This is a genomic window from Pedobacter sp. GW460-11-11-14-TSB4 (genome assembly GCF_059423705.1).
The window spans coordinates 32,900-59,053 of record NZ_JBWKYI010000017.1; the positions used below are offsets into that span (position 1 = coordinate 32,900).

35 protein-coding genes are annotated in these 26,154 nt (G+C 38.2%); 5 read left to right on the forward strand and 30 right to left on the reverse strand.

All coding sequences use genetic code 11. From position 1 onward, the window contains the following. Positions 1-728 precede the first annotated feature (728 nt). Positions 729-2,636, reverse strand: coding sequence for a molecular chaperone DnaK (gene dnaK / locus AC07YT_RS16370; protein ID WP_086549413.1), 1,908 nt, complete (start codon positions 2,634-2,636; stop codon positions 729-731). A gap of 457 nt (positions 2,637-3,093) precedes the next feature. Here dnaK and AC07YT_RS16375 point away from each other — a divergent pair, with 457 nt between their 5' ends. From AC07YT_RS16375 to AC07YT_RS16385, 3 genes are all read left to right on the forward strand, one after another. Beyond that, the gene (locus AC07YT_RS16375) at positions 3,094-3,453 is read left to right on the forward strand and encodes a DUF1304 domain-containing protein (RefSeq protein ID WP_086547731.1); all 360 of its coding nucleotides are present in this window, start codon (positions 3,094-3,096) and stop codon (positions 3,451-3,453) included. Positions 3,454-3,577: 124 nt separating this feature from the next. Continuing rightward, a complete protein-coding gene (locus AC07YT_RS16380) occupies positions 3,578-4,186 on the forward strand; it encodes a hypothetical protein (protein WP_086547732.1) in 609 nt (202 codons plus the stop codon). 93 nt (positions 4,187-4,279) lie between these two features. Continuing rightward, a complete protein-coding gene (locus tag AC07YT_RS16385; protein ID WP_086547733.1) occupies positions 4,280-4,855 on the forward strand; it encodes a murein L,D-transpeptidase catalytic domain-containing protein in 576 nt (191 codons plus the stop codon). A 167-nt stretch (positions 4,856-5,022) separates the two neighbouring features. Here the strand turns inward: AC07YT_RS16385 and AC07YT_RS16390 are convergent, their stop codons facing one another. After that, on the reverse strand, positions 5,023-6,210 hold the full coding sequence (locus tag AC07YT_RS16390; RefSeq protein ID WP_086547734.1) for a class I SAM-dependent methyltransferase: 1,188 nt from the start codon (positions 6,208-6,210) through the stop codon (positions 5,023-5,025). A 285-nt stretch (positions 6,211-6,495) separates the two neighbouring features. Between AC07YT_RS16390 and AC07YT_RS16395 the strand changes: the two genes are divergently transcribed. Both AC07YT_RS16395 and AC07YT_RS16400 read left to right on the forward strand, forming a co-directional pair. Further along, positions 6,496-8,232 (forward strand): GMC family oxidoreductase, encoded by a 1,737-nt coding sequence (locus AC07YT_RS16395; protein WP_086547735.1) that lies wholly within the window; start codon positions 6,496-6,498, stop codon positions 8,230-8,232. A gap of 11 nt (positions 8,233-8,243) precedes the next feature. Beyond that, on the forward strand, positions 8,244-8,876 hold the full coding sequence (locus AC07YT_RS16400; RefSeq protein WP_086547736.1) for a gluconate 2-dehydrogenase subunit 3 family protein: 633 nt from the start codon (positions 8,244-8,246) through the stop codon (positions 8,874-8,876). Between the two features lie 174 nt (positions 8,877-9,050). Here AC07YT_RS16400 and AC07YT_RS16405 read toward each other — a convergent pair whose 3' ends face one another. From AC07YT_RS16405 to rplW, 28 genes are all read right to left on the reverse strand, one after another. After that, positions 9,051-12,020, reverse strand: coding sequence for a glycoside hydrolase domain-containing protein (locus tag AC07YT_RS16405; RefSeq protein ID WP_086547737.1), 2,970 nt, complete (start codon positions 12,018-12,020; stop codon positions 9,051-9,053). A gap of 248 nt (positions 12,021-12,268) precedes the next feature. After that, positions 12,269-12,793 (reverse strand): 50S ribosomal protein L17, encoded by a 525-nt coding sequence (rplQ, locus tag AC07YT_RS16410; RefSeq protein ID WP_086547738.1) that lies wholly within the window; start codon positions 12,791-12,793, stop codon positions 12,269-12,271. Positions 12,794-12,898: 105 nt separating this feature from the next. Next, positions 12,899-13,891 carry a DNA-directed RNA polymerase subunit alpha gene (locus AC07YT_RS16415; RefSeq protein ID WP_025145205.1) on the reverse strand — a complete coding sequence of 331 codons (993 nt, stop codon included), beginning with the start codon at positions 13,889-13,891 and terminating at the stop codon, positions 12,899-12,901. Positions 13,892-13,976: 85 nt separating this feature from the next. Further along, on the reverse strand, positions 13,977-14,585 hold the full coding sequence (gene rpsD / locus AC07YT_RS16420) for a 30S ribosomal protein S4 (RefSeq protein WP_029282720.1): 609 nt from the start codon (positions 14,583-14,585) through the stop codon (positions 13,977-13,979). A 61-nt stretch (positions 14,586-14,646) separates the two neighbouring features. After that, a complete protein-coding gene (rpsK, locus tag AC07YT_RS16425; RefSeq protein ID WP_010599885.1) occupies positions 14,647-15,036 on the reverse strand; it encodes a 30S ribosomal protein S11 in 390 nt (129 codons plus the stop codon). A 152-nt stretch (positions 15,037-15,188) separates the two neighbouring features. Continuing rightward, positions 15,189-15,566: a 30S ribosomal protein S13 gene (rpsM, locus tag AC07YT_RS16430; protein ID WP_010599886.1), complete on the reverse strand. Its 378-nt coding sequence runs from the start codon at positions 15,564-15,566 to the stop codon at positions 15,189-15,191. Between the two features lie 69 nt (positions 15,567-15,635). After that, positions 15,636-15,752 (reverse strand): 50S ribosomal protein L36, encoded by a 117-nt coding sequence (rpmJ, locus tag AC07YT_RS16435; RefSeq protein ID WP_010599887.1) that lies wholly within the window; start codon positions 15,750-15,752, stop codon positions 15,636-15,638. 1 nt (position 15,753) lies between these two features. Beyond that, positions 15,754-15,972: a translation initiation factor IF-1 gene (gene infA, locus AC07YT_RS16440; RefSeq protein WP_010599888.1), complete on the reverse strand. Its 219-nt coding sequence runs from the start codon at positions 15,970-15,972 to the stop codon at positions 15,754-15,756. Positions 15,973-16,043: 71 nt separating this feature from the next. After that, entirely contained in the window at positions 16,044-16,829 is a 786-nt protein-coding gene (map, locus tag AC07YT_RS16445; protein WP_086547739.1) for a type I methionyl aminopeptidase, read from the reverse strand. Positions 16,830-16,837: 8 nt separating this feature from the next. Next, on the reverse strand, positions 16,838-18,178 hold the full coding sequence (secY, locus tag AC07YT_RS16450; RefSeq protein WP_029278656.1) for a preprotein translocase subunit SecY: 1,341 nt from the start codon (positions 18,176-18,178) through the stop codon (positions 16,838-16,840). A gap of 7 nt (positions 18,179-18,185) precedes the next feature. Next, positions 18,186-18,632, reverse strand: a complete 447-nt coding sequence (gene rplO, locus AC07YT_RS16455; RefSeq protein WP_025145210.1) for a 50S ribosomal protein L15 — start codon at positions 18,630-18,632, stop codon at positions 18,186-18,188. A 104-nt stretch (positions 18,633-18,736) separates the two neighbouring features. Next, a complete protein-coding gene (rpmD, locus tag AC07YT_RS16460) occupies positions 18,737-18,916 on the reverse strand; it encodes a 50S ribosomal protein L30 (protein ID WP_010599892.1) in 180 nt (59 codons plus the stop codon). A 4-nt stretch (positions 18,917-18,920) separates the two neighbouring features. Then, on the reverse strand, positions 18,921-19,439 hold the full coding sequence (gene rpsE, locus AC07YT_RS16465; RefSeq protein ID WP_010599893.1) for a 30S ribosomal protein S5: 519 nt from the start codon (positions 19,437-19,439) through the stop codon (positions 18,921-18,923). A 17-nt stretch (positions 19,440-19,456) separates the two neighbouring features. Beyond that, complete coding sequence (gene rplR, locus AC07YT_RS16470; RefSeq protein ID WP_029278655.1) at positions 19,457-19,810, reverse strand: 50S ribosomal protein L18; 354 nt, start codon at positions 19,808-19,810, stop codon at positions 19,457-19,459. Positions 19,811-19,815: 5 nt separating this feature from the next. Beyond that, positions 19,816-20,373: a 50S ribosomal protein L6 gene (gene rplF, locus AC07YT_RS16475; protein ID WP_057932149.1), complete on the reverse strand. Its 558-nt coding sequence runs from the start codon at positions 20,371-20,373 to the stop codon at positions 19,816-19,818. Between the two features lie 18 nt (positions 20,374-20,391). Then, positions 20,392-20,790, reverse strand: a complete 399-nt coding sequence (gene rpsH / locus AC07YT_RS16480; RefSeq protein WP_010599896.1) for a 30S ribosomal protein S8 — start codon at positions 20,788-20,790, stop codon at positions 20,392-20,394. A 175-nt stretch (positions 20,791-20,965) separates the two neighbouring features. Beyond that, positions 20,966-21,235 carry a 30S ribosomal protein S14 gene (rpsN, locus tag AC07YT_RS16485; protein WP_025145214.1) on the reverse strand — a complete coding sequence of 90 codons (270 nt, stop codon included), beginning with the start codon at positions 21,233-21,235 and terminating at the stop codon, positions 20,966-20,968. Continuing rightward, on the reverse strand, positions 21,235-21,801 hold the full coding sequence (gene rplE / locus AC07YT_RS16490; RefSeq protein WP_086547740.1) for a 50S ribosomal protein L5: 567 nt from the start codon (positions 21,799-21,801) through the stop codon (positions 21,235-21,237). The genes rpsN and rplE overlap by 1 nt, the downstream gene beginning before the upstream one ends. After that, entirely contained in the window at positions 21,798-22,139 is a 342-nt protein-coding gene (gene rplX, locus AC07YT_RS16495) for a 50S ribosomal protein L24 (protein WP_029278653.1), read from the reverse strand. Before rplX ends, rplE begins: the two co-directional genes overlap by 4 nt. Before the next feature lies 1 nt (position 22,140). Further along, a complete protein-coding gene (gene rplN, locus AC07YT_RS16500) occupies positions 22,141-22,509 on the reverse strand; it encodes a 50S ribosomal protein L14 (RefSeq protein ID WP_010599900.1) in 369 nt (122 codons plus the stop codon). A 1-nt stretch (position 22,510) separates the two neighbouring features. Next, positions 22,511-22,765 carry a 30S ribosomal protein S17 gene (rpsQ, locus tag AC07YT_RS16505; protein ID WP_010599901.1) on the reverse strand — a complete coding sequence of 85 codons (255 nt, stop codon included), beginning with the start codon at positions 22,763-22,765 and terminating at the stop codon, positions 22,511-22,513. Positions 22,766-22,778: 13 nt separating this feature from the next. After that, entirely contained in the window at positions 22,779-22,991 is a 213-nt protein-coding gene (gene rpmC, locus AC07YT_RS16510) for a 50S ribosomal protein L29 (RefSeq protein ID WP_025145217.1), read from the reverse strand. A gap of 73 nt (positions 22,992-23,064) precedes the next feature. After that, positions 23,065-23,487, reverse strand: a complete 423-nt coding sequence (gene rplP, locus AC07YT_RS16515) for a 50S ribosomal protein L16 (protein ID WP_010599903.1) — start codon at positions 23,485-23,487, stop codon at positions 23,065-23,067. A gap of 40 nt (positions 23,488-23,527) precedes the next feature. Next, entirely contained in the window at positions 23,528-24,373 is an 846-nt protein-coding gene (rpsC, locus tag AC07YT_RS16520) for a 30S ribosomal protein S3 (protein WP_086547741.1), read from the reverse strand. A gap of 9 nt (positions 24,374-24,382) precedes the next feature. Next, positions 24,383-24,745 (reverse strand): 50S ribosomal protein L22, encoded by a 363-nt coding sequence (gene rplV / locus AC07YT_RS16525; RefSeq protein WP_029278650.1) that lies wholly within the window; start codon positions 24,743-24,745, stop codon positions 24,383-24,385. 7 nt (positions 24,746-24,752) lie between these two features. Beyond that, a complete protein-coding gene (gene rpsS / locus AC07YT_RS16530) occupies positions 24,753-25,019 on the reverse strand; it encodes a 30S ribosomal protein S19 (RefSeq protein WP_010599906.1) in 267 nt (88 codons plus the stop codon). After that, complete coding sequence (rplB, locus tag AC07YT_RS16535; protein ID WP_086547742.1) at positions 25,019-25,843, reverse strand: 50S ribosomal protein L2; 825 nt, start codon at positions 25,841-25,843, stop codon at positions 25,019-25,021. The genes rpsS and rplB overlap by 1 nt, the downstream gene beginning before the upstream one ends. Before the next feature lie 20 nt (positions 25,844-25,863). Then, complete coding sequence (gene rplW, locus AC07YT_RS16540; protein ID WP_086547743.1) at positions 25,864-26,154, reverse strand: 50S ribosomal protein L23; 291 nt, start codon at positions 26,152-26,154, stop codon at positions 25,864-25,866.

Consider the following 26,154-nt stretch of genomic DNA (forward strand, 5'->3'; position numbering starts at 1 on the left):
AGCCAGGCTATATTATATTTTCCGTTTTCCTACACACACTTTGTTTTTTAGTATTATGAATAGTCCTCTATTCTTTTTGGGGCTGGTATATAACTGTCTATTTTATGGTTTTCTAACAGAAAGGATCGTCTTTCTATTTAATCAAAAAAAATCAAATTGATGCACTTTAACAATATAAGACAATTGAAAGCTAATGTAAGTTAGGCCAGTTGCTAATTAAAAATCTGGATAAAAAGCACTAGACCCTTCTCCATAAACCCGACAGCAGCGAAAATACTTTTTTAAAATAGTTGCGCTAATACGAGGCAAAGTAACCAATAGAAAAGATGCTTCGTTTCTCAGCATGACAGTAGTGGTTTAAAAAGATTGAAGCGAATGGCGGGGCTGCCGTCACCAATGTGCACCAAACCCTTCATTTCCAAATCCTTTCTTTAACCATATAAGGTATTTAAGAGACATATAAGCTAAGCGCCCACCGCTATTAAAGCACAGACGTGCCTTACTAAACCCGACAGCAGCAATTCCGGTCCTTCATCGGATTAGCGAATGGCGGGACTGTTGTTTGCGAAGAGTACTAAACCGTTCGTTTTCAATAAAAACAAAAGATATATTTAAAACCTGCGAGGTTTGAATAGCGCACAAAAAAAAGCGCTCCTGTATTTAATCAGGAACGCTTTTTATATTTAAATCTTCGGACTTTACGTACCTCAGACTTTCCGACTATAAGACTATTTCTTATCGTCTTCTTTTACTTCTTCAAAATCAACGTCAGTCACGTTATCGCCACCTTGAGGCTGACCATCAGCTTGTGGTTGTTCGCCACCTTGAGGCTGACCGCCATCTTTGTACATTTCCTCTGATGCTGCGTTCCATGCATTTTGCAATTCAGCTTGTGCTGCATCGATATCTGCAAAGTTACGAGAACCGTGTGCTGCTTTCAATTTCTCTAAACCAGCTTCGATTGGCGCTTTTTTATCAGCAGATAATTTATCACCAAACTCTTTTAATTGTTTCTCAGTTGAGAAAATTAAAGCATCAGCACCGTTGATTTTATCAGCTTCTTCTTTCTGCTTAGCATCATCTGCTGCATTAGCTTCAGCTTCTTCTTTCATTTTTTTGATCTCAGCATCAGTTAAACCTGAAGATGCTTCGATACGGATTTTTTGCTCTTTACCAGTAGCTTTATCTTTAGCACTTACGTGTAAGATACCGTTAGCATCAATATCAAACGATACTTCTACCTGAGGCACACCACGAGGTGCTGGTGGAATACCATCTAAAATGAAACGGCCAATTGTACGGTTCTGACCAGCCATTGGGCGTTCACCTTGTAAAATATGGATTTCTACTGAAGGCTGGTTATCAGCTGCAGTTGAGAAAGTCTCTGATTTTTTAGTTGGAATTGTAGTGTTAGACTCGATTAATTTAGTCATTACACCACCCATAGTTTCGATACCTAATGATAAAGGTGTAACGTCTAATAACAATACATCTTTCACATCACCAGTTAACACACCACCTTGAATAGCAGCACCGATAGCTACAACCTCATCAGGGTTAACACCTTTACTTGGCTCTTTACCGAAGAAAGCTTTAACTGCTTCCTGGATAGCAGGAATACGGGTTGAACCACCTACCAGGATAATTTCGTCGATATCACTTGTGCTTAAACCAGCATTTTTCAAAGCAGATTTACAAGGATCGATCGTGCGTTTAATCAAACTATCAGCCAATTGCTCAAATTTAGCACGAGATAATGTACGTACTAAGTGTTTAGGGCCGCTGGCATCAGCAGTAATGTATGGTAAGTTAATTTCAGTTGAAGTTGTGCTCGATAACTCAATTTTAGCTTTCTCAGCAGCTTCTTTTAAACGTTGTAAAGCCATTGGGTCTTTAGCTAAATCCATGCTGTTTTCAGCTTTGAATTCGCTTGTTAACCAATCAATAATAATGTGGTCAAAGTCATCACCACCTAAGTGTGTATCACCATCAGTAGATTTTACTTCAAAAACACCGTCACCTAATTCTAAAACAGAAACGTCATGTGTACCACCACCACAGTCAAACACCACAATTTTCATGTCTTTGTGTGCTTTATCTAAACCATAAGCTAAAGCAGCTGCAGTTGGCTCGTTAATGATACGTTTTACAGTTAAACCTGCAATTTCGCCAGCTTCTTTAGTTGCCTGACGTTGTGCATCGTTAAAATAAGCAGGTACCGTAATTACCGCTTCAGTTACTTCCTGACCCAGGAAATCTTCAGCAGTTTTTTTCATTTTCTGCAAAATCATTGCAGAAATTTCCTGTGGAGTATATTTTCTGTCATCGATTTCAACACGTGGCGTGTTATTATCACCTTTAATCACTTTATAAGGTACACGTCCAGCTTCTTTCGCACTTTCGTCGTAGCTGTTACCCATAAAGCGTTTAATCGAATATATCGTTTTTGTTGGGTTGGTTATAGCCTGACGTTTAGCAGGCTCGCCAACCTTACGCTCACCGTTTTCTGCAAAAGCAACAATAGACGGTGTAGTACGTTTACCCTCACTGTTTGCGATAACTACAGGCTCGTTGCCCTCCATTACGCTTACGCAAGAGTTTGTTGTTCCTAAGTCTATTCCAATAATTTTTCCCATTGTATTTTTAATTTCTCTTTTTAAAGTATTATAATTTCTACTGCTATTAAACAATGCTTGTGCCAATTGGTTTTTGGCAGATAATATGCGCAAAAGACTGATAAAATGTAAAAAAAGAGGCTATGGTTTACTGACAGCATGACAGAATTGATGGAAGATGTGGTAGGAAAGATGGATAATGGAAGTAGAAAGGGTTAAGCTTAAAGACTAAAGCAAAGTATAAATTGTCTGTTTTTTGAAAATGTGCGTAAGTAATCCTTCGGGGGGCAGCAGCCCCGCTATCCGCTTTACTTCGTTGCACTCGTGTTCGCTATTATCGGGTTTATTCTACAGCGGCAGTGCAAACCAACAACTGGCAAGCTAAAACACAATTACAAAATAATCCTCAAAGTTTCATATCTTTAATATACAGAACCTAATCTTTGCAATCATTTAAATCTGTGTAATCCCTTATAAAATGCAATTAGCAGCTCAAATCGCAGTCGGCTTCGTCGCCTTGATTCACCTTTACATTCTTTGGTTAGAAATGTTCGCATGGACCACCAAAGCACCGAAAGTATTCAAAACTATACCTAAGGACTTATTTGTACCAACAAAAACATTGGCCGCAAACCAGGGATTATACAATGGTTTTTTAGCTGCAGGTTTAATCTGGTCCTTATGTATAAGCGATCATCACTGGAGGTTTTATGTGGCCATATTCTTTTTAACCTGTATAATTATTGCCGGCATTTATGGTGCCGCAACTGCCAGTAAAAAAATTCTTTATGTACAATCAATACCGGCTTTAATCGCATTGATTTTATTACACCTATAAGCTCGGTACTATCGGTTGGTGCCACACCGACCGAAACGCGATTCATTTGTTTTTTCATTAATTCTTACCTTTTTGGTTATGGAAATTAGCTTATCTCTACATCATTCCTTAAACCATTAAACAAATGAAGAAATATTTTATCGCAATAGCGCTCATGGGTATCATCTATACCGCGAAATCTCAAAATGTTAAACCTCTAGAAAGTTTTGAAAAAACAATTGAGAATAATAGCTTAATGCTGGATCAACCAGTAGGTTTTGTAAAAACAGAACCAATTAAAAATACAGGTATGATGTATGAATATGCGGTTATCGATACTACAAAACATATTGAGATCAGATATGCTGTTCGCTCCTTGATAGAACGGGTAAAAGAATACAAAAAGTGGCAAGAGACGAAAAAAGAAGGAGAAATTAGAACAGACCCCAATAGGATGGTTCGCGCCTCAATTATGGCAATAGGGATGAACATCGCTAATGAATTCACTAAACCACCAGCTATACAACAATTCCCTCTTGAGTCGGTAAAAAAAGATTTCAATGCCGACGCCGGATTTTTTACCACTATTACGCCAACAAAAAATTTCGGCAAAAACTACAAGTTTTGCATGATGGTTGCCATACACAAACAAGATATTGCAGACGCTTATACTTTTATATTAAGTGATGATATGGAAAACATTAAAAAATATATAACACCAGTTATTTTTAACGCTTTAAGGTTTAAAAAATAACAAGCATGCTGTAGCTCATACTAAAAAACATGTTATTTCTTTTTGTTGGTGTCACACCAACAAAAATAGTGTTCTTCTTGTCATTAATTCTATATGCAAAAATTATCTACGCTCCTCATCTTATTTACACTGTTAAGCTTTAAACCTATTGCAAATAATAAAATAAGTGAGGATAAAATTGATGAAGCCCTAGCTTTCTGCAAGAAAAATAATATGGATACCTCAATCACCATCATGGTTGATATGAGTATCCACTCAGGCAAAAACAGAATTTTTGTTTACGATTTTAAGAAAAAACAAATCGCCATCGAAGGGCTTTGTGCCCATGGTGTTGGCGGTGGTAGTACGCCAAACAAACCTGTTTTCAGCAACAAAGAAGGGAGTTATTGCACCTCTTTAGGCAAATACAAAGTTAAAGGACGCTCATATAGCAATTGGGGGATCAATATCCACTATAAAATGTATGGATTAGAAAAAACGAACAGTAATGCTTTTAAACGGATTGTGGTTTTACATTCTTATACCCCTATTCCAAACGAAGAAATTTATCCGCAAACTTTATTCGGACAAAGTGCCGGCTGCCCTGTTTTATCAGACGGTACCATGAGAAAAATTGATGCGCTGCTCAAAACCAAAAAAAAACCGGTACTGCTTTGGATTTATGAATAAATGTTAAATTAATAAAAGCGGTCGTCGCCATGAACTTGCTTCAGGACCTGGTTAATAAGGAGAATCGATACAAACGGTCGGTGTCTCACCCAACGAAAATGCCCCATCTGTTTTATAGTACATAATAGATGCTGAAATAAATTCAGCATGACGACAGTATTAGAAATTTACAACTCCAACAATCTTTCTAAGTGATGGTAACCAATTCCAAAATATTCCTTACTTGCTTTAATTTTTTGTAAAATTTCTGCTTTCCGCTCTACGCCAAGCCCTTTGCCTTTCACGCCAACAACCAGAACATTCTTAGGCGTATGCGCATCTGAAATAAATTCGAACACTTTGGTTTTATACCCGAAGTACTCTAAAATCAGCGCCCGGATTCCATCGGTAACCATTTCTGCCTGGCGTTCTAAAAAGATGCCATATTTAGTTAAAAATGAAACATCGTTCTTTACTTTATTTTGCTCAATTTCCCTGCGGATCTGCTTATGGCAGCATGGCGCAACCACAATCAGTTCGGCATTGGCTTTAATTCCCTTAAAAATGGCGTCGTCGGTAGCGGTATCACAGGCATGCAAGGCAATTAACAAGTTTACATCTTCAGCCTTGTAATCCTCAATCGTTCCCTGAAGAAAATTCAATTGAGCGAATGAAGATTTTTCGGCAACCTGATTACACAAATCAACCATATCCTGGCGATACTCCACGCCTACCACTTCAGTTTCCAATTTTAAAACCGAGTGCAGGTAATCGTACAAGGCAAAAGTTAAATAACCTTTACCTGAGCCCATATCGGCTACCTTTTTAATGCTACCTTCAGGCAATTCTTTAATTAAAGAACTTAAAATTTCAATGTAATGGTTAATCTGGCGGAATTTATCCTGCGCATTTTTGAATACCTTACCTTCTACATCGGTGATTTTCAGCTCCGTTAAATAAGACTTTGCTTCGGGTTTAATTAACCTTACTTTCTCTTTGTCGTGACTGGCAGAGGGGGCTGCTGCACTTGATGCTTTGCTTTCTCTAAAAACAACCTTACCATTGTTCAGTTCTTCCAAAATCAGGTCTTTTTCAGTGCTAAACAAGGTGGCAATCTTAAATCCATTAGCCAGATAACCGGAAATTAGGTCAACAGCATCATCAATCGCATAGTTTTTAACCACATCGCGTGTTTTGTAACGATAGGTAAAAGCTAGTTTAGTTTCGCGTTTAATGATCACTTTACGAATCAGCAATTGTTTTAATGCTTCCTCCTCTCCTTTGTAATTTCCCAAAGAAATTTTGACAAAAGTTTCGGCATCCAGGCTTTCTTTTAAAGCAGTAGTAAATTGGTTGTTGTATTCTGACACTGACATTGATTTGAACTGCAAAGATAATCAAGTTTATCCGGAGCTGAACATTCAGGAAATAATGTAACAATAGAGCGACTATACAGCGAATGATGGAAGATGTAAAAGGGAAAATGAAATGAATTTCTGCTAGAAAACCTTTATCAGAGCTCTAAATAAATGAATGACGTAATACGATTTAGAAATACGCATGGGCTATATTATCTATATTGATTCCAAAGTAGCTGAACACTTTTTTTTCAAAAAATTAAGTTTTAGATTAGAGTATATAAAAACATCTAACCACAATTCATGAGTGACTTTCAGATAAAAAAATCGCCTACCGTTTATGATGCCATTATTGTTGGCTCAGGTGCAGGTGGCGGAATGGCCGCATACGTTCTGGCACATGCAGGTCAAAAGGTTCTATTGCTAGAGGCTGGTCAAAATTTCGATCCACGACTAGATTCACATCAATTAAAATGGCCCTGGGAATCTCCCCGTCGTGGCGCCAGTACAACACGTCCATTTGGAGATTTTGATGCTTCTTATGGAGGATGGGAATTAGAAGGCGAACCTTATACCCAGAAAAATAAAAGCGAATTCGAATGGTTCCGTTCGCGTATGCTCGGTGGCCGTACCAATCACTGGGGAAGGATTTCTTTGCGAATGGGGCCTGAAGATTTTAAACCTAAAGATGGCTTAACTGATGCCTGGCCTATTACCTACGCTGATGTAAAACCCTTCTACGATAAAGTCGACCGCATGATTGGTATTTATGGAACTGCAGAAGGTTTGGAAAATGAGCCAGACGGCATTTTTATGAAACCGCCAAAACCACGATTAAACGAACTTTTTATAAAAAAAGGTGCAGAAAAGGCAGGGGTAAAAGTAATTACCGGCCGTGGATCGGTACTTACCGAAGCCTTGCCCAATAACAACGACCGTGCACCTTGTTTCTATTGCGGCCAATGCGGTAGAAGCTGTAAAGTTTATGGCGATTTTTCATCGTCATCATGTTTGGTCAACCCTGCTGTAAAAACAGGAAACCTGACTGTAATTACCGATGCCATGGTGCGCGAAGTTATTACCGATAAAGATGGTTCTGCAAAAGGCGTTTCATACGTAAACCGAAAAGACCTGCAAGAATACCAGGTAAATGGCAAACTGGTTATTTTAGGAGCCAGCGCCTGCGAATCAGCGCGTATTTTATTGAATTCAAAATCAACATCTCACCCGAATGGTTTGGCCAATAGCAGTGGTGTAGTTGGAAAATACCTGCATGACTCTACCGGAGCAAGTGTTTCGGGTTTTCTTCCACAATTAATGGATAGAAAACGTTATAATGAAGATGGCTTGGGCAGTGTGCATATCTATTCGCCATGGTGGTTAGATAACCGTAAACTAAACTTTCCACGTGGTTACCACATCGAATATTGGGGTGGTATGGGCATGCCTGCATATGGCTTTGGCGGCGGCGTAGCGCAGATGAACGGAATGGTACCTGGCAGGGATGGCAAAATGAAAGAAGCCGGAGGTTATGGAAAATCGTTGAAGGATGATTACCGTCGTTTCTATGGAACTGGTGTTGGAATGGCTGGCCGTGGTACGGCAATCGCCAGAGAAGATAACTATTGTGAAATTGACCCCAATACGGTAGATAAATACGGTATCCCGGTTTTAAGATTTAACTATAAATGGGCTAAAGATGAAATTCTGCAGGCTAAACATATGCAGGAAACCTTCCTTTCCATCATGAAAGAAATGGGTGCGGTGGTTACTTCTGAAATTCAGGGCGCAGATACCAATTACGGTTTACTCAACCCCGGAAAAATTATCCACGAAGTTGGAACCATTCGCATGGGCGACGACCCTAAAAAATCAGCGTTAAACAAATACTGCCAGGCACACGACTGTAAAAACCTGTTTGTAGTAGATGCTGGTCCATTTGTTCAACAAGGTGATAAAAATGCCACCTGGACAATTTTGGCACTTTCTATGCGTACCGCCGAATATATTTTAGCTCAAAAGAAAAAACAAAACATTTAAAGAATTACCATATGAACAGACGTGATTCGCTAAAAGCATTAGGTTTAACAGCCATAAGTACAACTGTGCTGCTTGATGCCTGTAAGCAGCCCGAAACCAAAACCGAAGTTGCCGCACCAGAAGAAAGCGCAAAAGAAGCTGGAAGAGAGCAATGGGAATTAGACCGGGATAAGAAATTAAAGGCCGAGACATTTTTTACTAAACATGAAATGGCCACCATTACCGTTCTGGCTGATATTATTATTCCTAAAGATGATGTATCAGGCAGCGCATCTGATGCTAAAGTGCCAGAGTTTATCGAATTTATTGTAAAAGATATCCCTGAACATCAAGTACCCATGCGTGGTGGCCTAAAATGGCTGGATGTATATAGCTTTAATAAATTCCAAAAATCATTTGTGGAAGCATCAGCAGACCAACAGATTTCGATTGTGGATGAAATTGCTTATCCTAAAAAAGCCAGACCCGAAATGCAGGCAGGTGTAACTTTTTTCAATAGAATGAGAGATTTAACTGCATCAGGTTTTTACACTACAGAAATTGGCGTAAAAGATATTGGTTATGTCGGTAATGCACCAAACCAATGGGCCGGTGTTCCTGAAGATGTGCTGAAACAGTACGGAATGGAGAACGTGAAGGTATAGCTTCTCAAAAAAAATCGTCATCTCGACTGGAGCATAGCGAAATGGAGAGATCTATAATAGATTTCTCGACTGCGCTGCACTCCGCTCGAAATGACGATATAATATTATTTGCATTATCGGTACGTCGTTTCTGTTACAAAGTTCCCGAAACAAGTTCAGGGTGACGACGATATTTTATTCTACTATCAATATCAAACCTTTTCCTTTTTCAATAGGAATAGATTTTCCATCGGGATAACTTCCAGCTGTTTGGAATTTATCAATTGCAGGAGCGGCTATTTTTACTTTACCGGCATCTAAACCTAACTTGGCCCAATCGATGGTTAAATTAACCTTTACATCACCCTCTGCCCAGCTGGCTAATGCAATCATGGTTTTACCCTTTTGTTTGTAAACAGTTGCCAATACTTTAGCGTTATCGGTTTTAACCGGAGAATTTTCACTCCAGTAACCGATCATCTCAGATCCTTTTATGCCAAAGTTATCCCAGGCCTTCCATAAAGGTTTTGGATCACTTTTGTCAGACCAGCCTAAACGACTTGTCATACCGTAAATCATACCGCGCCAAGGGTTTCCATCATCTTGCAGCATCTCTCCCATTAATCCAAAAGGAATTCCACTTACTTCTGTTAAAAAGAAATCGGGATTGTTTTTTTGGTAATCGAAATACTCACCAAACCATAAACGGTTCAGGTAAGGAAAATGTTCCAAATATAGGATGGCACTATTGTTAAAGCCGTCGCTTTTGTTGTATTGATTGGCCGAGTGTAAGTCGATAATACCAGGGTGGTTATCCTGTGTCAATACACGTTTAATACGTTTCATCGTTACCCGATCGAAAGCCACATCATCTAAGTATACCCCATCAATCCCGACATTGTTGACCAACCAGTTCATACCTTCTACATAATAGTTGTGCCAACGGTTCATACCGCTGTTAATTACGGCAGCATCTTTAATTTCAGGCACAAACCAGGCAGCAATATAATTAGAATCTAAATGTTCCTGTAACCAGCTAAAGCCACCGCCCTTACCCGGAGAGTACACCTCAGTACCTAAACTTCTTAAAGCGGGCCACTCATATGCATGGTTAGATAACTCGCGAACCGTATTGTAAATTTTAACTTTTAAACCTTTCGAATGTGCATTACCAATATAATCTTTCATCTTTTTCCATTCGATAAACGGGTAGTTGATCCAGGGATTGATCGGTGTGGCATGGTGGATGTTCACTACGGTTGCACCTTTAGCTTTAATCGTATCTAAATCGCCATATTTATGATAGAAGCGGTTATCCCATTGAAAATCGGTGTTTAGCAAGTGGAAGGGCGTGATTAATAAATTGAAATTATAATAAAGCACATCGCCTTTTTTCATGTTTCTTGCACCGGTAAAGTTATCAGCAAGCATCGAACTGCCTTTAACATTGATCTGGATTCCCCCTTTATCTCCATTACCCCACGATTTAGGCAATAATAAAGGCTTCTGAAGATAGAAATTGGTATTAAGCGGGCGAACATAGTTCTCATCTCTTAAATTATAGTAGAGCCCGGCATTTACATTCCCAATCCAAACGGCATCCTGGTTTTTATTGGCCACATCCCATTTCCATTTTACGGTATCTGGTCTAACACCACCCTTTTCACCTAAGCCCATCAAATATTTTGTTGAATTTTTATCAAATGGGATATGAAAATCAACATTGCTAAACTCCACATCTTTTAAAGCGGTAACCTTAACTACGTAATGTACGTAACCATCAAACTCCAAAGCACCTTCCAAATCCATTTTCAGGTTTTCTGAAGTATTCGTGGCCGTCCACTTTACCGTTCCAGCTTCCTTACTGGTGATCCGGAAATTACTAGGAACCAATTTCTCTTGTGTTTTTGGTGTATTAAAAAAATGAAAGTGAATAGGCTCGGCCAGGATATTATTTGGTTTTTCGCTATAAGCCGTCATTTCGGCATTAAAGAAGGTTTGAATCTGCTTAGGGAAACCATCTGTATTAATTTCGAACTTTCTTCCTAATAGCGAGATCACATTGCCATCAACCGTTAGTGGCGTATAAGGAGCAACAACTGTATTCGATTGTGCTAAAGTAGAATTTAACCAGGTTAAGCGGGTCTGTTTATCTGGAGTGCCTACACCGGCATCGGCTAAAACTTCATTACTTACCGTGATTTTGGCATCGATTACTTTAGATTTCCCATTGGCTTTCACTGTAAACTTTCCAGCATAAATACCAGCAGCGGTATTTTTAGGGACGTTCACCGTAATCCACATGGGCTGAATCTTACCAGAAGCTACATTTACGGTTTCAACTAAAGGTTTGTTATCGTAACTGGTTCCATTGGTATTCAAACAATTAATGTATTTTGAAGAAATCACTTTTCCTGTTGCGGTTTTTAAATCGCCGAAGCTAACCACTACATTTTTCAGTTCTCTCAATGCGAATACACCCAGTTGAAAAGCATAGTTTTCGCCTTTAGCAGCTGACCCTGTAAAAGTATTTGTAGCGCCTTTTTGTACCCAACGATAAGGTAAGTCATTTTGCATCTTAATCGGATACATCCTGTCCTCCGGAAAAACAATAAAAGCTTCTGCTGCATATTTAGCTTTAATGGCTGCTGTTTCTTTACCTGTGGCAATAACCTCCATCGGATAAAAAGCGTTAAAAGCATCGATAGATTGAATCTCTAAAACAGATGTATTTACTTTTACTAGTTTAGCCTGGTTTAACCAGCTTTGATCTACTTGTTTAGGTTTTAAATAAACGCCTTTAGGATAATTGTCCCTGCCTTCATTTTTATATGCAAGATAATAGATATAATATTTTCCAGCTCCTGCTGCTTCAAAATAAATATCAGCACTTTCCCTGGTCAGTTTATCTGTACCTGCAACTGAAACAGTTTTACCATTTGCATCTTTTATGATGATTCCTTTTAGCTCCGGATGTTCATCCCTTCTGCGCCAATCGATTTTTGCATGGGCAATTTTGCCTGTACCGGCAAACTGTACAACAACCCTATGGTTACCTAACGAATCGGGATTCCAGGCATTATTACCATTGGTGTATTTTAGTGTTTGAGCATTAAGAGATAACTGTCCGAAAAGACAGAGTAAGAGAAAAAGCCTAAATTTCATTTCAAATTTGTTTTTGGCTAATTTATAGATACCTGACTGAAATAAAGCTATGTAATGAAAAAATGAGACAAACGTTTGCTCATTTCGTTCATGAGTTCATTAGTCAATGGTTTATTAGCAGGTAGCCGGTTGCCTAGTGGAATTTATGCCATGGATCATGCGGTGTCTGATGTTACGATATAACGGCACAAAAACAAAAAAGTCCTGCTCTTTCGAACAGGACTTTCTTATGCTTAAGGTGAATAAAATTATTCTCCTTTAGGTTCTTCTGTAGCAGGCGCTTCTTCAGCAGGAGCAACTTCTTCGGCAACTTCAGCTTTCGCTTCAGCAGCTTTAGGTGCAGCAGTAGCTTTACTTCTACCACGACGAGTTGTTTTCTTCTCTTCTTTAACCTCTGCATCTTTACCGTAAACTGTATTGTAGTCTACCAATTCAATTAAAGCCATTTCAGCGTTATCACCTAAACGGTTGTTTAATTTAATGATACGAGTGTAACCACCTGGACGGTTTGCAACTTTCTCAGCAACTTCGCGGAATAAAATAGTTACTACTTCTTTATCTTGTAAGTAAGCAAATACTGTACGACGTGAGTGAGTAGTATCATTTTTTGATTTAGTGATAATTGGCTCAACATAAGTACGTAAAGCTTTAGCTTTAGCTAAAGTTGTTGTAATTCTTTTGTGCAAAATAAGTGATGAAGCCATGTTAGCTAACATCGCCTTTCTGTGGCTTGCGGTTCTACCTAAGTGGTTTACTTTTTTACCGTGTCTCATTGTTTTTTAATTGAGTGTATACCGTCTCGTTGCAATTAAGCTGAGGGAATTATACACTGTGAAAAATTATTTATTTTTCTAAGTCCCCTTTAGGGGATTTAGGGGCTACTCTTCGTCTAATTTAAATTTAGACAGGTTCATACCAAATGATAAACCTTTTGATTTTACTAATTCCTGGATCTCTGTTAAAGATTTTTTACCGAAGTTTCTGAATTTTAACATATCAGCCACATCGTAAGAAACTAAATCAGCTAAAGTACGGATATCAGCAGCTTTTAAGCAGTTTAATGCCCTAACTGAAAGATCCATATCCACTAATTCAGTTTTAAGGATTTTACGCATATGTAAAATTTCCTCATCAACTTCTTTAGTTTCTTCTTTAGCTTGAGATTCTAATACCAAATTCTCATCAGAGAATAACATAAAGTGTTGGATAAGGATCTTAGCCGCTTCTTTTAATGCTTCTTCAGGATGAATTGAACCGTCAGTAGAGATATCTAAAACCAATTTTTCATAATCCGTTTTTTGCTCAACACGAAAGTTTTCGATCGTGTATTTTACATTTTTCATTGGAGTATAAATCGAATCGATTGCGATTACACCTACAACAGCATCAGCAACTTTATTTTCTTCAGCAGGTACATAACCACGTCCTTTATTGATGGTTAATTCCACTTCCAAAGTAACAGATTTATCCATGTTGCAAATTACATGCTCAGGGTTTAAAACTGTAAAGTTGTTAGAGAATTTAGTGATATCACCAGCTTTAAACTGATCTTGACCATTAACGATGATGAAAACTTTTTCAGAATCACCTGAATCACCTGTTTTCTTAAAACGCACTTGTTTTAAGTTTAAGATAATATCAGTTAAATCTTCTACAACACCTTTCATGGTAGAAAATTCGTGAGAAACGCCTGAAAAACGAATAGTAGTAATAGCATAACCTTCTAATGAAGAAAGTAAGATTCTTCTTAAGGCATTACCAATTGTTACACCGAAACCGGGCTCTAAAGGACGAAATTCAAATGTGCCATCGAAATCAGTTGATTTCTGCATGATCACTTTGTCTGGTTTCTGAAATGCTAAAATTGCCATTTATAATTTTTTAAATTCGTTATTGAATATATAGTAACATGAAAAAAGTTAATTACCCTTTTGAGGTAATTAACCAGATCATTTATTACTTTGAGTACAACTCGATGATTAAGTTTTCCTTAATGTTTTCAGGAATCTCATCACGTTGAGGGTAGGTTAAGAATTTACCAGTTAATTCACTAGCGTTCCATTCTAACCAGGCAAACTTATTAATTGTTCTACCTGCAACTGAGTTACTAATTGATTCTAAAGATTTAGATTTTTCACGAACAGCAACCACATCACCAGCTTTTAACTGATAAGAAGGGATATTTACAACTTCACCATTCACGGTTACGTGTTTATGGCTAACTAACTGGCGTGCACCAGAACGGGTTGTTGAAATACCTAAACGGTAAACTGTGTTATCTAAACGTGCTTCTAATAACTGAAGTAAGTTATCACCGGTAATACCAGCACGAGAAGATGCTTTTTTAAACAAGTTACTGAATTGTTTTTCTAATACACCATAAGTATATTTTACTTTTTGTTTCTCCATTAACTGGATCGCATATTCAGATTGTTTTCCTCTTCTTTTTGATGAGCCATGTTGCCCAGGAGGATAATTTTTTCTGTCTAACACCTTATCAGGACCGAAGATTGGTTCTCTGAATTTACGGGCGATTTTTGATTTTGGGCCTGTATATCTTGCCATTTTTTTTCTGTTTTAAAGTATCATCCAACCTGAAGCTGGAGATTCTTAGCTTTAAAATTAATTAAACTCTTCTCTTTTTAGGAGGACGACATCCGTTGTGAGGAAGTGGAGTAATATCTTTAATAGATGTTACTTCGATACCTGCTACTTGCAAAGTTCTGATTGCAGACTCACGACCTGAACCCGGACCTTTTACAAATACTTCAACTTTACGTAAACCTAAATCAAACGCAACTTTACCACAATCTGAAGCTGCTTGACCAGCTGCATAAGGTGTGTTCTTTTTAGAACCTTTAAAGCCCATTTTACCAGCAGATGACCATGAAATAGTCTGTCCGTTGTTGTTTGTTAAGGTAACGATAATGTTGTTGAAGGTAGCATTGATATGCGCCTGACCAACAGGCTCAATTACAACGATACGTTTTTTTGTTACTTTTTTACTCTTAGCCATTTTATCTTTTAGATTTTAGATATGAGACTTGAGATATGAGACTTTCTCTACCCCGATACTCAGTATCCTACTATTTATCTTTTATTCCAGATCTGAGTAGATTTTAAAGATATGGTTCGCACATCTAAAATCTCACACCTCATACCTATCTATTACTTAGTAGCTTTTTTCTTGTTAGCAACTGTTTTTCTCTTACCCTTACGAGTACGTGAGTTGTTTTTAGTACGCTGACCACGAGAAGGTAAACCTTTTCTGTGACGTAAACCACGGTAACAACCAATATCCATTAAACGTTTGATGTTTAACTGAACCTCTGAGCGTAAAGCACCTTCCACTTTAATCTCATCGTTAATCATTGTACGGATTGCTGATAACTCATCATCAGACCAGTCTTGTACTTTTTTGTTTAAATCGATACCTGCCGTAGTTAAAATACGTTGAGCAGTTGTTCTACCAATTCCGTAGATATAGGTTAAACCGATCTCACCTCTTTTGTTTCTTGGTAAATCAATACCTGAAATCCTTGCCATATTTATTTATGTTTTAAGTAATTCCGAACGGCGGGCCACCGTTGTGCGGTTAATTACAATATTTTTTAATTACCCTTGACGTTGTTTGTATTTAGGATTTTTCTTGTTGATTACGTAAAGTTTACCTTTACGGCGAATAATCTTACAATCAGCGCTACGTTTTTTAATTGATGATCTAACTTTCATTTTATTTGTATCTATAAGTAATGCGTCCTTTTGTTAAATCATAAGGAGACATTTCCAATTTAACTTTATCCCCAGGAAGAATCTTGATGTAGTGCATCCTCATCTTTCCTGAAATGTGCGCAATAATCTCATGCCCGTTCTCGAGTTCAACTCTGAACATCGCATTGGATAATGCTTCTCTTATTACTCCGTCTTGTTCAATTGAGGCTTGTTTAGCCATATTTTATTGATTGTTACTTAATTAGCTGCTTCTAAACAGGGTTGCAAAATTAAATAAAAAATTTTAATTATTTATTTTTTTTGTTGTAAAACTTCTTCTATTATAGAAAACGTTGATAAAACATCTGCTTTGCCCTTTTTTACAGCTACTGTGTGTTCAAAATGTGCCGATGGTTTATTGTCTTTACTGGTTACCGTCCATCCATCGTTATGGAATTTAACACCGGCTACGCCTGCATTGATCATGGGTTCTATCGCAATGACCATTCCTTCTTCAAGTTTTGGCCCTGCACCACGTTTCCCATAATTCGGAACTTCTGGTTTCTCGTGAAGTTTTACACCAACACCATGTCCTACAAGCTCTCTTACTACCCCAAATCCATTAGCTTCTGCATATTGTTGAACTGCGAAACCGATATCACCGATACGCATACCCACAACCGCTTTTTCTATACCCAGTTCCAGGCAACGTTTGGTAACCTCAACCAATTTCTGTTTTTCGGCATCAATTTCCCCGATGGAGAAAGTATAGGCCGAATCGCCAAAATAATTGTTTTTAATTACGCCACAATCAACTGAAATCAAGTCGCCTTCCTTGATGATGTATTCGCTTGGAAAACCATGAACAACCTGCTCATTTGGCGAAATACATAAAGAATTTGGGAAACCATTATAGTTTAAAAATGCCGGAATCGCTCCGTGGTCACTTATAAACTCATAGGCTAGTTTATCTAACTGGATAGTAGTCATGCCTGCTTTTATCACCTTAGCCACTTCGGCCAAAGTTTTAGAAACAAGCATGGAACTTTCTCTTATTAACTCGATCTCCTCAAGAGATTTGTAATAAATTTTAGACATCCGTTACACTACAACGCTGCGTTGCTACTTGCAGCAGGAACACCTGTTCTGCCAGTAACTCTACCCGTTTTCATCAAACCATCATAATGGCGCATCAATAAATAACTTTCGATCTGCTGTAAAGTATCCAATACAACACCAACCAAAATCAATAAAGAAGTACCACCGAAGAAGTGCGCAAACTCTTGTTTAATGCCGAACTTAACCGCTAACGAAGGTAAAATAGCAATGATCGCTAAAAATACCGCACCTGGGAAAGTGATTTTAGAAATTACATCATCAATAAAAGTTGATGTTGCAAAACCCGGTTTAACACCTGGGATAAAACCACCATTTTTCTTCATATCGTCACTCATTTGAGTTGGATTAACTGTAATTGCAGTATAGAAGAAAGTAAATGCGATAATTAAAAATGCGAACGTTAAGCTATAAGCCAACGAAGTTGTGTTACTGAACTGGATTAACCAAGAACCTTGTAATGAAGGAACAAACTGCATTAAAGCACCTGGGATGAACATTAACGCCTGAGCAAAAATGATTGGCATTACACCAGCAGCATTTACCTTTAACGGAATGTACTGACGAACACCACCAAACTGGCGGTTACCAACAATTTTCTTTGCGTATTGTACAGGTACTTTACGTACACCTTGAACAATTAAAATGGTAAACATTACCACTGCAAATAATGCAACGATCTCTAAAACCAATGCCACGGGACCTCCACCTTCACTAGATGAACCTACGCGTGCACTAAATTCCTGAGAAATTGCAACTGGTAAACGGGCAATAATACCAACCATAATGATTAGTGATGTACCGTTACCAATACCTTTATCAGTAATTTTTTCGCCTAACCACATTACAAATAATGTACCTGCTGTTAATACAAACGTAGACAACACTAAGAATAAAGTATTTGGCAATAAAATAGCTTCTGCAGGAACTTGCGTTTTAACGTAACCAACAGATTGAACGATTGTGATCGCTACCGTTAGGTAACGGGTAATCTGGTTCATTTTCTTTCTACCACTTTCGCCTTCTTTCTGCATTTTTTGGAAAGAAGGAACAGCAATACCCAATAGTTGCACCACAATCGATGCAGAGATATAAGGCATTACCCCCAATGCTAAAATAGACACACGAGAGAAAGAACCTCCGGCAAACATATCTAGTAAGCCTAAGATTCCTGATTTTTCGTTATTGCCTAAAGCAGTTGGATCTACACCTGGTAAAACCACGTGAGATACGAAACGGTATACCAAAAGAATTAAGAGCGTAAACAATATACGCTCTTTTAATTCCTGAATTTTCCAGATATTACTTAAAGTAGTAAATAGCTTCTTCATTTAATAATTACAATTTTACAATAGAACCACCTGCAGCTTCAATAGCTTTTTGTGCGGTTGCAGAGAACGCATGTGCTGTAATTTCTAGCTTTGCTTTAACTTCACCACGACCTAAAATTTTAACTAAGTCGTTTTTAGAAGCTAAACCATGTGCTTGTAAAGCAGCGAAATCGATAGTTGTTAAGCTGTGTTTTTCAGCTAATGCTTGTAAAACATCTAAGTTTACACCAACATATTCTGTACGGTTGATTGGTTTGAAACCAACTTTAGGCACACGACGTTGTAAAGGCATTTGACCACCTTCGAAACCGATTTTGGTTTTGTGACCTGAACGAGAACCCGCACCTTTGTGACCACGAGTTGAAGTACCGCCACGACCAGAACCTGTACCACGACCAATTCTTTTGCTGTTTTTTGTAGAACCTACTGCAGGTTTTAAATTACTTAAATTCATTTTTTTGAATTTGTGTTGCCCTTCGCTTTCACTAAACAGGTACAACGATTAAACATATATAAAGGTAGTACAGGTTTTAGCCCATACTACCTTTAAAACTTTTACTAGATTGCTTCGATTGCTACCAGGTGGTTCACTTTGCGAACCATACCGATAATTTGCGGTGTAGCTTCAACCTCAACACTTTGGTTCATTTTAGATAAACCCAAAGCCTGAACGGTTCTTTTTTGGCGCTCGCTTCTGTCGATAACGCTTTTTACTTGTGTTATTTTGATCTTAGCCATGATATTATCCGTTAAATACTTTGTTTAAATCTATACCACGGGTTTGGGCTACTGTATAAGCATCACGCATTTTAGTTAATGCATCAACAGTTGCTTTTACCACGTTGTGTGGGTTAGATGATCCTTTAGATTTTGCCAATACGTTATGCACGCCAGCACTCTCTAATACAGCACGCATCGCACCACCAGCAATTACTCCGGTACCTACTGCAGCTGGTTTGATTAAAACGAAACCACCTGAGAATTTACCGATTTGCTCGTGAGGAACAGTACCGTTTAAAATTGGAACTTTTACCAAGTTCTTTTTAGCATCATCCACACCTTTAGCGATTGCTTCAGTTACCTCTTTCGCTTTACCTAAACCGAAACCAACAACACCGTTTTCATCACCTACAACAACAATTGCTGAGAAGCTGAAAGTACGGCCACCTTTGGTTACTTTGGCAACACGTTGTATACTAACCAAACGATCCTTTAATTCGATATCGGTGGTTTTTACTCTTTTTATATTAATAGTTGACATCTTACTTTTTCTTCAGATTAAAATACTAAACCAGCTTCGCGGGCACCCTCTGCCAACGATTTTACACGACCGTGGTATAAATAGCCATTTCTATCGAAAACAACTTCTTTAACACCTGCAGCGATTGCTTTTTCGGCAACTAATTTGCCTACTGCAACCGACTGATCGCTTTTGTTTCCAGTACCAGTAAAATCTTTCGATAATGATGATGCTGATGCTATTGTTTTACCGGTTACATCGTTAATTACCTGCGCATAAATCCCTTTATTGCTTCTATATACAGATAACCTTGGACGTTCTTCCGAACCGGTAAGTCTTTTTCTGATCCCTTTTTTAATACGATCTCTTCTTGATAATTTTTTACCTGCCATGATTACTATTTTTTAGATGCTGATTTACCTGCTTTTCTTCTTAACACTTCACCTACAAACTTGATACCTTTACCTTTATATGGCTCTGGTGCACGTAACGAACGGATTTTCGCTGCTACCTGACCGATCAATTGTTTGTCAATACTTTCTAAAATGATTTTAGGCGTCTGACCTTTTTCTGAAGATGTAGTTACTTTAATCTCTTCTGGTAACTGGAATACATAGTGGTGAGAATAACCTAAAACCAGATCTAGTGTGTTACCTTGGTTTGTAGCACGGTAACCAACACCTACTAATTCTTGAGTTAATTTATAACCTTCTGTAACACCAACAACCATGTTGTTAAGCAATGAGCGATATAAACCGTGTAATGCTTTGTGTTTCTTTTGTTCTGAAGGACGTTGAACTGTTAAAATTCCGTCTTCCTGACTTACAGTGATATCTGAATCTACTGCTTGTGTTAATTCACCTTTAGGACCTTTTACAGTTACTACGTTATCTTTTGATACGGTAATTGTAACACCTGCAGGGATTGTAATTGGGGCTTTTCCTATTCTTGACATTGTGCTGTTCTCCTAATATTAATAAACGTGACACAATACCTCACCACCAATGTTTAATTTGGCTGCTTCTTTATCGGTCATTACACCTTTAGAAGTAGATAAGATTGCGATACCTAAACCGTTTAATACTCTTGGCATATTTTCAACACCAGCATAGTTTCTCAAACCTGGTTTACTTACTCGCACTAATGTACGAATAGCAGGAACTTTAGTAATTGGATTGTATTTCAAAGCAATTTTAATGGTGCCTTGAACTGTAGTATCTTCAAACTTGTAGTTCGCGATGTAACCTTTGTCAAAAAGAACTTTAGTAATTTCTTTTTTAAGGTTTGATGCAGGAATTTCTACAACACGGTGGTTGGCCTTAATGGCATTCCTTACTCTTGTTAAATAATCTGCTATTGGATCTGTATTCATTTTTTATTATTTGTGGTAGTGGTTTCCTGTCACCACCCGGCGATGGGACCTGCTACCGGTTAAAATTCTTTTTTAGTATAGAAATAAGTATCAAGTAATAAGATACAAGTATCAAGTCCCATATGGTCCTGATACTTGCTACTCTATACTTGATACTCAGTACTAGTACTTTATATTACCAAGATGCTTTTTTAACACCTGGTATTTTACCGTCTAGTGCCATCTGGCGGAACGTTACCCTTGAAATACCAAAGGTACGCATATATCCACGAGGGCGACCAGTTAATTTACAACGGTTGTGTAAACGTACCGGAGATGAGTTTTTAGGTAATTTATCTAAACCCTCGAAATCTCCTGCAGCTTTTAATACTGCACGTTTTTCAGCGTATCTAGCTACCAATTTTTGGCGCTTAACTTCGCGTGCTTTTACACCTTCTTTTGCCATTATTCTGCTGTTTTTTGATTTTTAAATGGTAATCCGAATTGTTTCAATAACTCAAGCGCTTCAACGTCAGATTTTGCCGAAGTTACGAAAGTTATATCCATACCTAAAATTTTATTGATTTTATCGATATTAATCTCAGGGAAGATGATTTGCTCAGTAACACCTAATGTATAGTTACCTTTTCCATCAAATCCTTTATCATTGATACCTTTGAAATCGCGGATACGAGGCAAAGCTACAGAGATCAAACGATCTAAGAACTCGTACATGTTGTTATCGCGTAAAGTAACACGTACACCTACCGGCATACCTTTACGTAATTTAAAGTTAGAGATATCTTTCTTTGAATTAGCCGGAACCGCTTGCTGACCAGTAATGGTAGTCAACTCAACGATCGTGGTATCCATAATCTTTTTATCTGTAACAGAAAAACGACCAACACCCTGATTGATACAGATTTTTTCCAATTTAGGAACCTGCATTACAGTTTTGTACTGAAATTTTTCTTTTAGTGCATTTACAACTTCTTCTTTGTATTTGCTTTTTAATCTAGGTGTAGCCATTATTTAATCTCCTCTCCTGAAATTTTAGCAACTCTAACTAATTTACCATCTGCGTTAAGTTTACGACCTACGCGGGTAGCTTTACCAGATTTTGGATCAACCAACATCAAGTTAGAAATGTGAAGAGCAGCTTCTTTTTTAATAATACCACCGTTTGGATTAGCAGCATTTGGTTTAGTATGTTTAGATACTAAGTTAATGCCTTCCACAATGGCTCTGTTTTTATCTATAAGTACTGAAAGTACTTTTCCTTGTTGACCTTTTGAATCGCCAGCAATGACTTTAACTAAATCTCCTGTGCGGATTTTAAGTTTTGATGGTGTATTTACTTTGTTTCCCATTTTATAATACCTCCGGTGCTAATGATACAATTTTCATGAATTGTTTTTCACGTAGTTCTCTCGCAACCGGGCCAAAGATACGTGTACCTCTTGGCTCATCCTGTGCGTTCAATAATACAGCAGCATTATCGTCAAAACGGATATAAGAACCATCTTTACGACGGATTTCTTTTTTAGTTCTTACAACAACTGCTTTAGAAACTGTACCTTTTTTAATGTTACCTGAAGGTAACGCGCTTTTTACGGTAACAACTACTTTATCACCAATTGAAGCATAACGTTTGCCGGTTCCACCTAGCACGCGAATTACTAATACTTCTTTTGCGCCGCTGTTATCAGCAACGTTTAATCTCGATTCCTGTTGTACCATCTTATTTAGCTCTTTCTAAAATTTGTACCAATCTCCAGTTCTTGTTTTTACTCAAAGGACGAGTTTCCATAATTAATACTGTATCACCGATACCGCATTCGTTTTTCTCGTCGTGAGCCATAAATTTGGTAGTTTTCTTTACGAACTTACCATAAATCGGGTGTTTTACTTTACGTTCCACGCTCACTACAACAGATTTATCCATCTTGTTGCTTACCACTAACCCGGTTCTTGTTTTTCTTAATTGTCTTTCCATGTCGACTCTCAAATTATTTAGTTTCAGTAGCTGACTCAGTGTTTTTCACTTTAGTCAACTCAGTGTTTAAACGGGCTATGTCTTTCCTTACTTTTGCAATGCGTGAAGGATTTTCGATAGCTGAAATAGTGTGAGCGAACTTCAATTTTGATAAGTTCTCTTTTTCTTCCGCAATCTTAGCTACTAATTCTTCTTTTGAAAGCCCTGTGATTTCTGAATTTTTCATTTTTCTTTTTCTTTTACGTTGAGTGTAGCGGTTATAATAAACAAGTATTTACAACATTCACCTCAACACTTTACTATGCTTCTACGTAATCTCTACGTACTACGAATTTGGTTTGGATCGGTAATTTCTGAGCTGCTAAACGCAATGCTTCTTTAGCAACTTCTAAAGGCACACCTTCAGCTTCGAAAATTACACGTCCTGGTCTTACAACTGCTACCCAATATTCAGGAGCACCTTTACCTTTACCCATACGTACCTCAGCAGGTTTCTTAGTTACTGGTTTGTCCGGGAATATCCTGATCCATACTTGACCTTCACGTTTCATGAAACGTGTTACGGCAATACGGGCAGCCTCTATCTGGCGACTTGTGATCCAAGTAGCTTCTAAAGATTTGATACCGAAAGATCCGAATGCTAATTCAGCTCCACGAGAAGCTAAACCCTTCATTCTGCCTTTTTGCATCTTCCTGAACTTCGTTCTTTTTGGCTGTAACATTTTATTTTGTTCTAATCGTTAAACGATGTTAATAAATCAATTATTTACGAGGACCTCTGTTAGCGCCTGCGCCACCACCTCTGTTTGCACCACCCTGGCCTGGACCACGACCACCGCCTTGGTTTCCACCACGTCTGTCGTTACCACCGCCACGGTTATCTCTTCCACCACCACGGTTGTCTCTTCCACCGAAAGCTGGTTTATCTGACTGGCCTTTTGGACCGTTGTTTGCTGCACCAATGTTTGGAGACAAATCACGTTTTCCATAAACCTCACCTTTACAGATCCACACTTTAACACCTATTTTACCATAAGTAGTTAAGGCTTCAGCTAAAGCGTAGTCGATATCAGCACGGAAGGTATGCAAAGGCACTCTTCCTTCTTTGTACTGCTCAGTACGTGCCATCTCAGCACCACCTAAACGACCAGAAGTCATGATTTTGATACCTTCAGCACCCATACGCATGGTTGATGCGATAGAAGATTTCATTGCTCTACGGAATGAGATCCTTGCTTCTAATTGTTTTGCAACACCTTCTGCAACTAATTGTGCATCAAGTTCCGGGCGTTTAATTTCGAAGATGTTAATTTGAATTTCCTTTTTAGTTAATTTCTTTAACTCTTCTTTAATTTTATCAACCTCAGCACCTGCTTTACCGATTACGATACCTGGACGAGCTGTGTGGATAGTTACCGTGATACGTTTTAACGTACGCTCGATTACTACTTTTGCAACACCGCCTTTAGCGATACGGGCAGAAAGGTATTTTCTTATTTTCTCATCTTCAACTAATTTATCGGAGTAGTTGTTGCCACCGAACCAGTTAGAATCCCATCCTTTGATGATACCTAACCTGTTACCTATTGGATTTGCTTTTTGTCCCATTTCCTAAAATTAGTTTTGAGTTGTTTCTGTACTTTTACTATCTACAATCAGCGTTACGTGGTTAGAACGTTTACGAATTCTATATCCACGGCCTTGAGGAGCTGGACGTAAGCGTTTTAACTGACGGCCACCATCAACCATAACTGTTTTTACAAAAAGTTGGTTTTCTTCAGGGCGAGCACCTTCATTTTTAGATTCCCAGTTTTTGATAGCAGATAATAATAATTTCTCAACTCTTATTGCTGCTTCTTTATTGGTAAACTTTAAAATGCTTAATGCTTTTTCTACACGTTCACCTCTGATAAGATCTACAACCAAACGCATCTTACGCGGTGAGGTTGGACAATTGTTTAATTTTGCTATTGCTTCCATTGTCTAATTATTTTTTCTTTTCAGCGTGTCCTCTGAATGTTCTGGTTGGAGCAAATTCTCCCAACTTGTGACCAACCATGTTTTCTGTTACGTACACAGGGATAAATTTATTTCCGTTGTGTACAGCAAATGTATGATTCACGAAATCTGGTGATATCATTGATCTGCGAGACCAAGTTTTGATTACAGACTTTTTGCCTGAATCATTCATAGAGTTTACTTTTTTCTCTACGTTATGGTCAATATAAGGTCCTTTTTTTATCGAACGAGCCATTATTTCTTCCTTCTCTCTATGATGTAACGATTAGAATATTTTTTAAGTTCTCTGGTTTTGTAGCCTTTAGCTAAAATACCATTTCTTGAACGTGGGTGACCACCTGATGATCTACCTTCACCACCACCCATTGGGTGATCTACCGGGTTCATCGCTACCGGTCTAGTTCTCGGACGACGGCCCAACCAACGTTTACGACCAGCTTTACCTAATACTTCGTTTGCGTGATCTGAGTTAGATACTGCACCGATAGTAGCCAGACAAGTAGTCAGGATTAAACGGGTTTCGCCTGAAGGCATTTTCAAAGTAGCATATTTACCATCGCGGGCAGCTAATTGTGCGTAAGCACCTGCACTACGAGCTAATTGTGCTCCTTTTCCAGGGTGAATCTCCACGTTGTGGATGATAGAACCTAATGGAATGTTCGATAATTTTAAAGTGTTACCTACTTCTGGTGCTGCTTTGTCGCCGGATAATAATACCGAACCAACTTGCAATCCTTCAGGAGCGATGATATAACGCTTCTCGCCATCTGCATAATGTAATAATGCGATGCGGGCAGTACGGTTTGGATCGTATTCAACAGTAGCTACTGTTGCAGGAATATCGAATTTATCGCGTTTGAAGTCGATTAAACGATATGATTTTTTGTGACCACCGCCCATGTAGCGCATAGTCATTTTTCCTGTGTTGTTACGTCCACCAGACTTTTTTGATGATACAACCAATGATTTTTCGGGCTTGGTTGCTGTAATCTCCGTAAAACTAGCACCAACTCTGAAGCGGGTACCTGGAGTAACTGGTTTAAATTTTCTTAAGCCCATAGTTATAATGAATTATTAAATTAAAGGGTTGCGTAATAATCTATTGTTTCGCCGTCTTTTAACGTTACGATTGCTTTTTTGTATTTCGGGCTACGGCCAGATACAAAACCTGCTTTAGTGTAACGAGATTTAGCTTTTCCATCAACAACCATAGTGTTCACTGCAACGATGGTTACACCGTACAATTTCTCAATGGCTTGTTTAATCTGGATTTTGTTAGCCTTGTGGTTAACGCTAAACGTGAAACGGTTAGATTTCTCAGTTAAAGCTGAAGCTTTTTCGGTTAATATTGGTTTTTTTAAAATGTCCAT

Bases quoted from the DNA above. Each gene is read 5' to 3' on its own strand.
- dnaK (WP_086549413.1), bottom strand. From the start codon at position 2,636: ATGGGAAAAATTATTGGAATAGACTTAGGAACAACAAACTCTTGCGTA.
- AC07YT_RS16375 (WP_086547731.1), top strand. From the start codon at position 3,094: ATGCAATTAGCAGCTCAAATCGCAGTCGGCTTCGTCGCCTTGATTCAC.
- AC07YT_RS16380 (WP_086547732.1), top strand. From the start codon at position 3,578: ATGAAGAAATATTTTATCGCAATAGCGCTCATGGGTATCATCTATACC.
- AC07YT_RS16385 (WP_086547733.1), top strand. From the start codon at position 4,280: ATGCAAAAATTATCTACGCTCCTCATCTTATTTACACTGTTAAGCTTT.
- AC07YT_RS16390 (WP_086547734.1), bottom strand. From the start codon at position 6,210: ATGTCAGTGTCAGAATACAACAACCAATTTACTACTGCTTTAAAAGAA.
- AC07YT_RS16395 (WP_086547735.1), top strand. From the start codon at position 6,496: ATGAGTGACTTTCAGATAAAAAAATCGCCTACCGTTTATGATGCCATT.
- AC07YT_RS16400 (WP_086547736.1), top strand. From the start codon at position 8,244: ATGAACAGACGTGATTCGCTAAAAGCATTAGGTTTAACAGCCATAAGT.
- AC07YT_RS16405 (WP_086547737.1), bottom strand. From the start codon at position 12,020: ATGAAATTTAGGCTTTTTCTCTTACTCTGTCTTTTCGGACAGTTATCT.
- rplQ (WP_086547738.1), bottom strand. From the start codon at position 12,793: ATGAGACACGGTAAAAAAGTAAACCACTTAGGTAGAACCGCAAGCCAC.
- AC07YT_RS16415 (WP_025145205.1), bottom strand. From the start codon at position 13,891: ATGGCAATTTTAGCATTTCAGAAACCAGACAAAGTGATCATGCAGAAA.
- rpsD (WP_029282720.1), bottom strand. From the start codon at position 14,585: ATGGCAAGATATACAGGCCCAAAATCAAAAATCGCCCGTAAATTCAGA.
- rpsK (WP_010599885.1), bottom strand. From the start codon at position 15,036: ATGGCTAAGAGTAAAAAAGTAACAAAAAAACGTATCGTTGTAATTGAG.
- rpsM (WP_010599886.1), bottom strand. From the start codon at position 15,566: ATGGCAAGGATTTCAGGTATTGATTTACCAAGAAACAAAAGAGGTGAG.
- rpmJ (WP_010599887.1), bottom strand. From the start codon at position 15,752: ATGAAAGTTAGATCATCAATTAAAAAACGTAGCGCTGATTGTAAGATT.
- infA (WP_010599888.1), bottom strand. From the start codon at position 15,972: ATGGCTAAACAAGCCTCAATTGAACAAGACGGAGTAATAAGAGAAGCA.
- map (WP_086547739.1), bottom strand. From the start codon at position 16,829: ATGTCTAAAATTTATTACAAATCTCTTGAGGAGATCGAGTTAATAAGA.
- secY (WP_029278656.1), bottom strand. From the start codon at position 18,178: ATGAAGAAGCTATTTACTACTTTAAGTAATATCTGGAAAATTCAGGAA.
- rplO (WP_025145210.1), bottom strand. From the start codon at position 18,632: ATGAATTTAAGTAATTTAAAACCTGCAGTAGGTTCTACAAAAAACAGC.
- rpmD (WP_010599892.1), bottom strand. From the start codon at position 18,916: ATGGCTAAGATCAAAATAACACAAGTAAAAAGCGTTATCGACAGAAGC.
- rpsE (WP_010599893.1), bottom strand. From the start codon at position 19,439: ATGTCAACTATTAATATAAAAAGAGTAAAAACCACCGATATCGAATTA.
- rplR (WP_029278655.1), bottom strand. From the start codon at position 19,810: ATGGCAGGTAAAAAATTATCAAGAAGAGATCGTATTAAAAAAGGGATC.
- rplF (WP_057932149.1), bottom strand. From the start codon at position 20,373: ATGTCAAGAATAGGAAAAGCCCCAATTACAATCCCTGCAGGTGTTACA.
- rpsH (WP_010599896.1), bottom strand. From the start codon at position 20,790: ATGAATACAGATCCAATAGCAGATTATTTAACAAGAGTAAGGAATGCC.
- rpsN (WP_025145214.1), bottom strand. From the start codon at position 21,235: ATGGCAAAAGAAGGTGTAAAAGCACGCGAAGTTAAGCGCCAAAAATTG.
- rplX (WP_029278653.1), bottom strand. From the start codon at position 22,139: ATGGGAAACAAAGTAAATACACCATCAAAACTTAAAATCCGCACAGGA.
- rplN (WP_010599900.1), bottom strand. From the start codon at position 22,509: ATGGTACAACAGGAATCGAGATTAAACGTTGCTGATAACAGCGGCGCA.
- rpsQ (WP_010599901.1), bottom strand. From the start codon at position 22,765: ATGGAAAGACAATTAAGAAAAACAAGAACCGGGTTAGTGGTAAGCAAC.
- rpmC (WP_025145217.1), bottom strand. From the start codon at position 22,991: ATGAAAAATTCAGAAATCACAGGGCTTTCAAAAGAAGAATTAGTAGCT.
- rplP (WP_010599903.1), bottom strand. From the start codon at position 23,487: ATGTTACAGCCAAAAAGAACGAAGTTCAGGAAGATGCAAAAAGGCAGA.
- rpsC (WP_086547741.1), bottom strand. From the start codon at position 24,373: ATGGGACAAAAAGCAAATCCAATAGGTAACAGGTTAGGTATCATCAAA.
- rplV (WP_029278650.1), bottom strand. From the start codon at position 24,745: ATGGAAGCAATAGCAAAATTAAACAATTGTCCAACCTCACCGCGTAAG.
- rpsS (WP_010599906.1), bottom strand. From the start codon at position 25,019: ATGGCTCGTTCGATAAAAAAAGGACCTTATATTGACCATAACGTAGAG.
- rplB (WP_086547742.1), bottom strand. From the start codon at position 25,843: ATGGGCTTAAGAAAATTTAAACCAGTTACTCCAGGTACCCGCTTCAGA.
- rplW (WP_086547743.1), bottom strand. From the start codon at position 26,154: ATGGACATTTTAAAAAAACCAATATTAACCGAAAAAGCTTCAGCTTTA.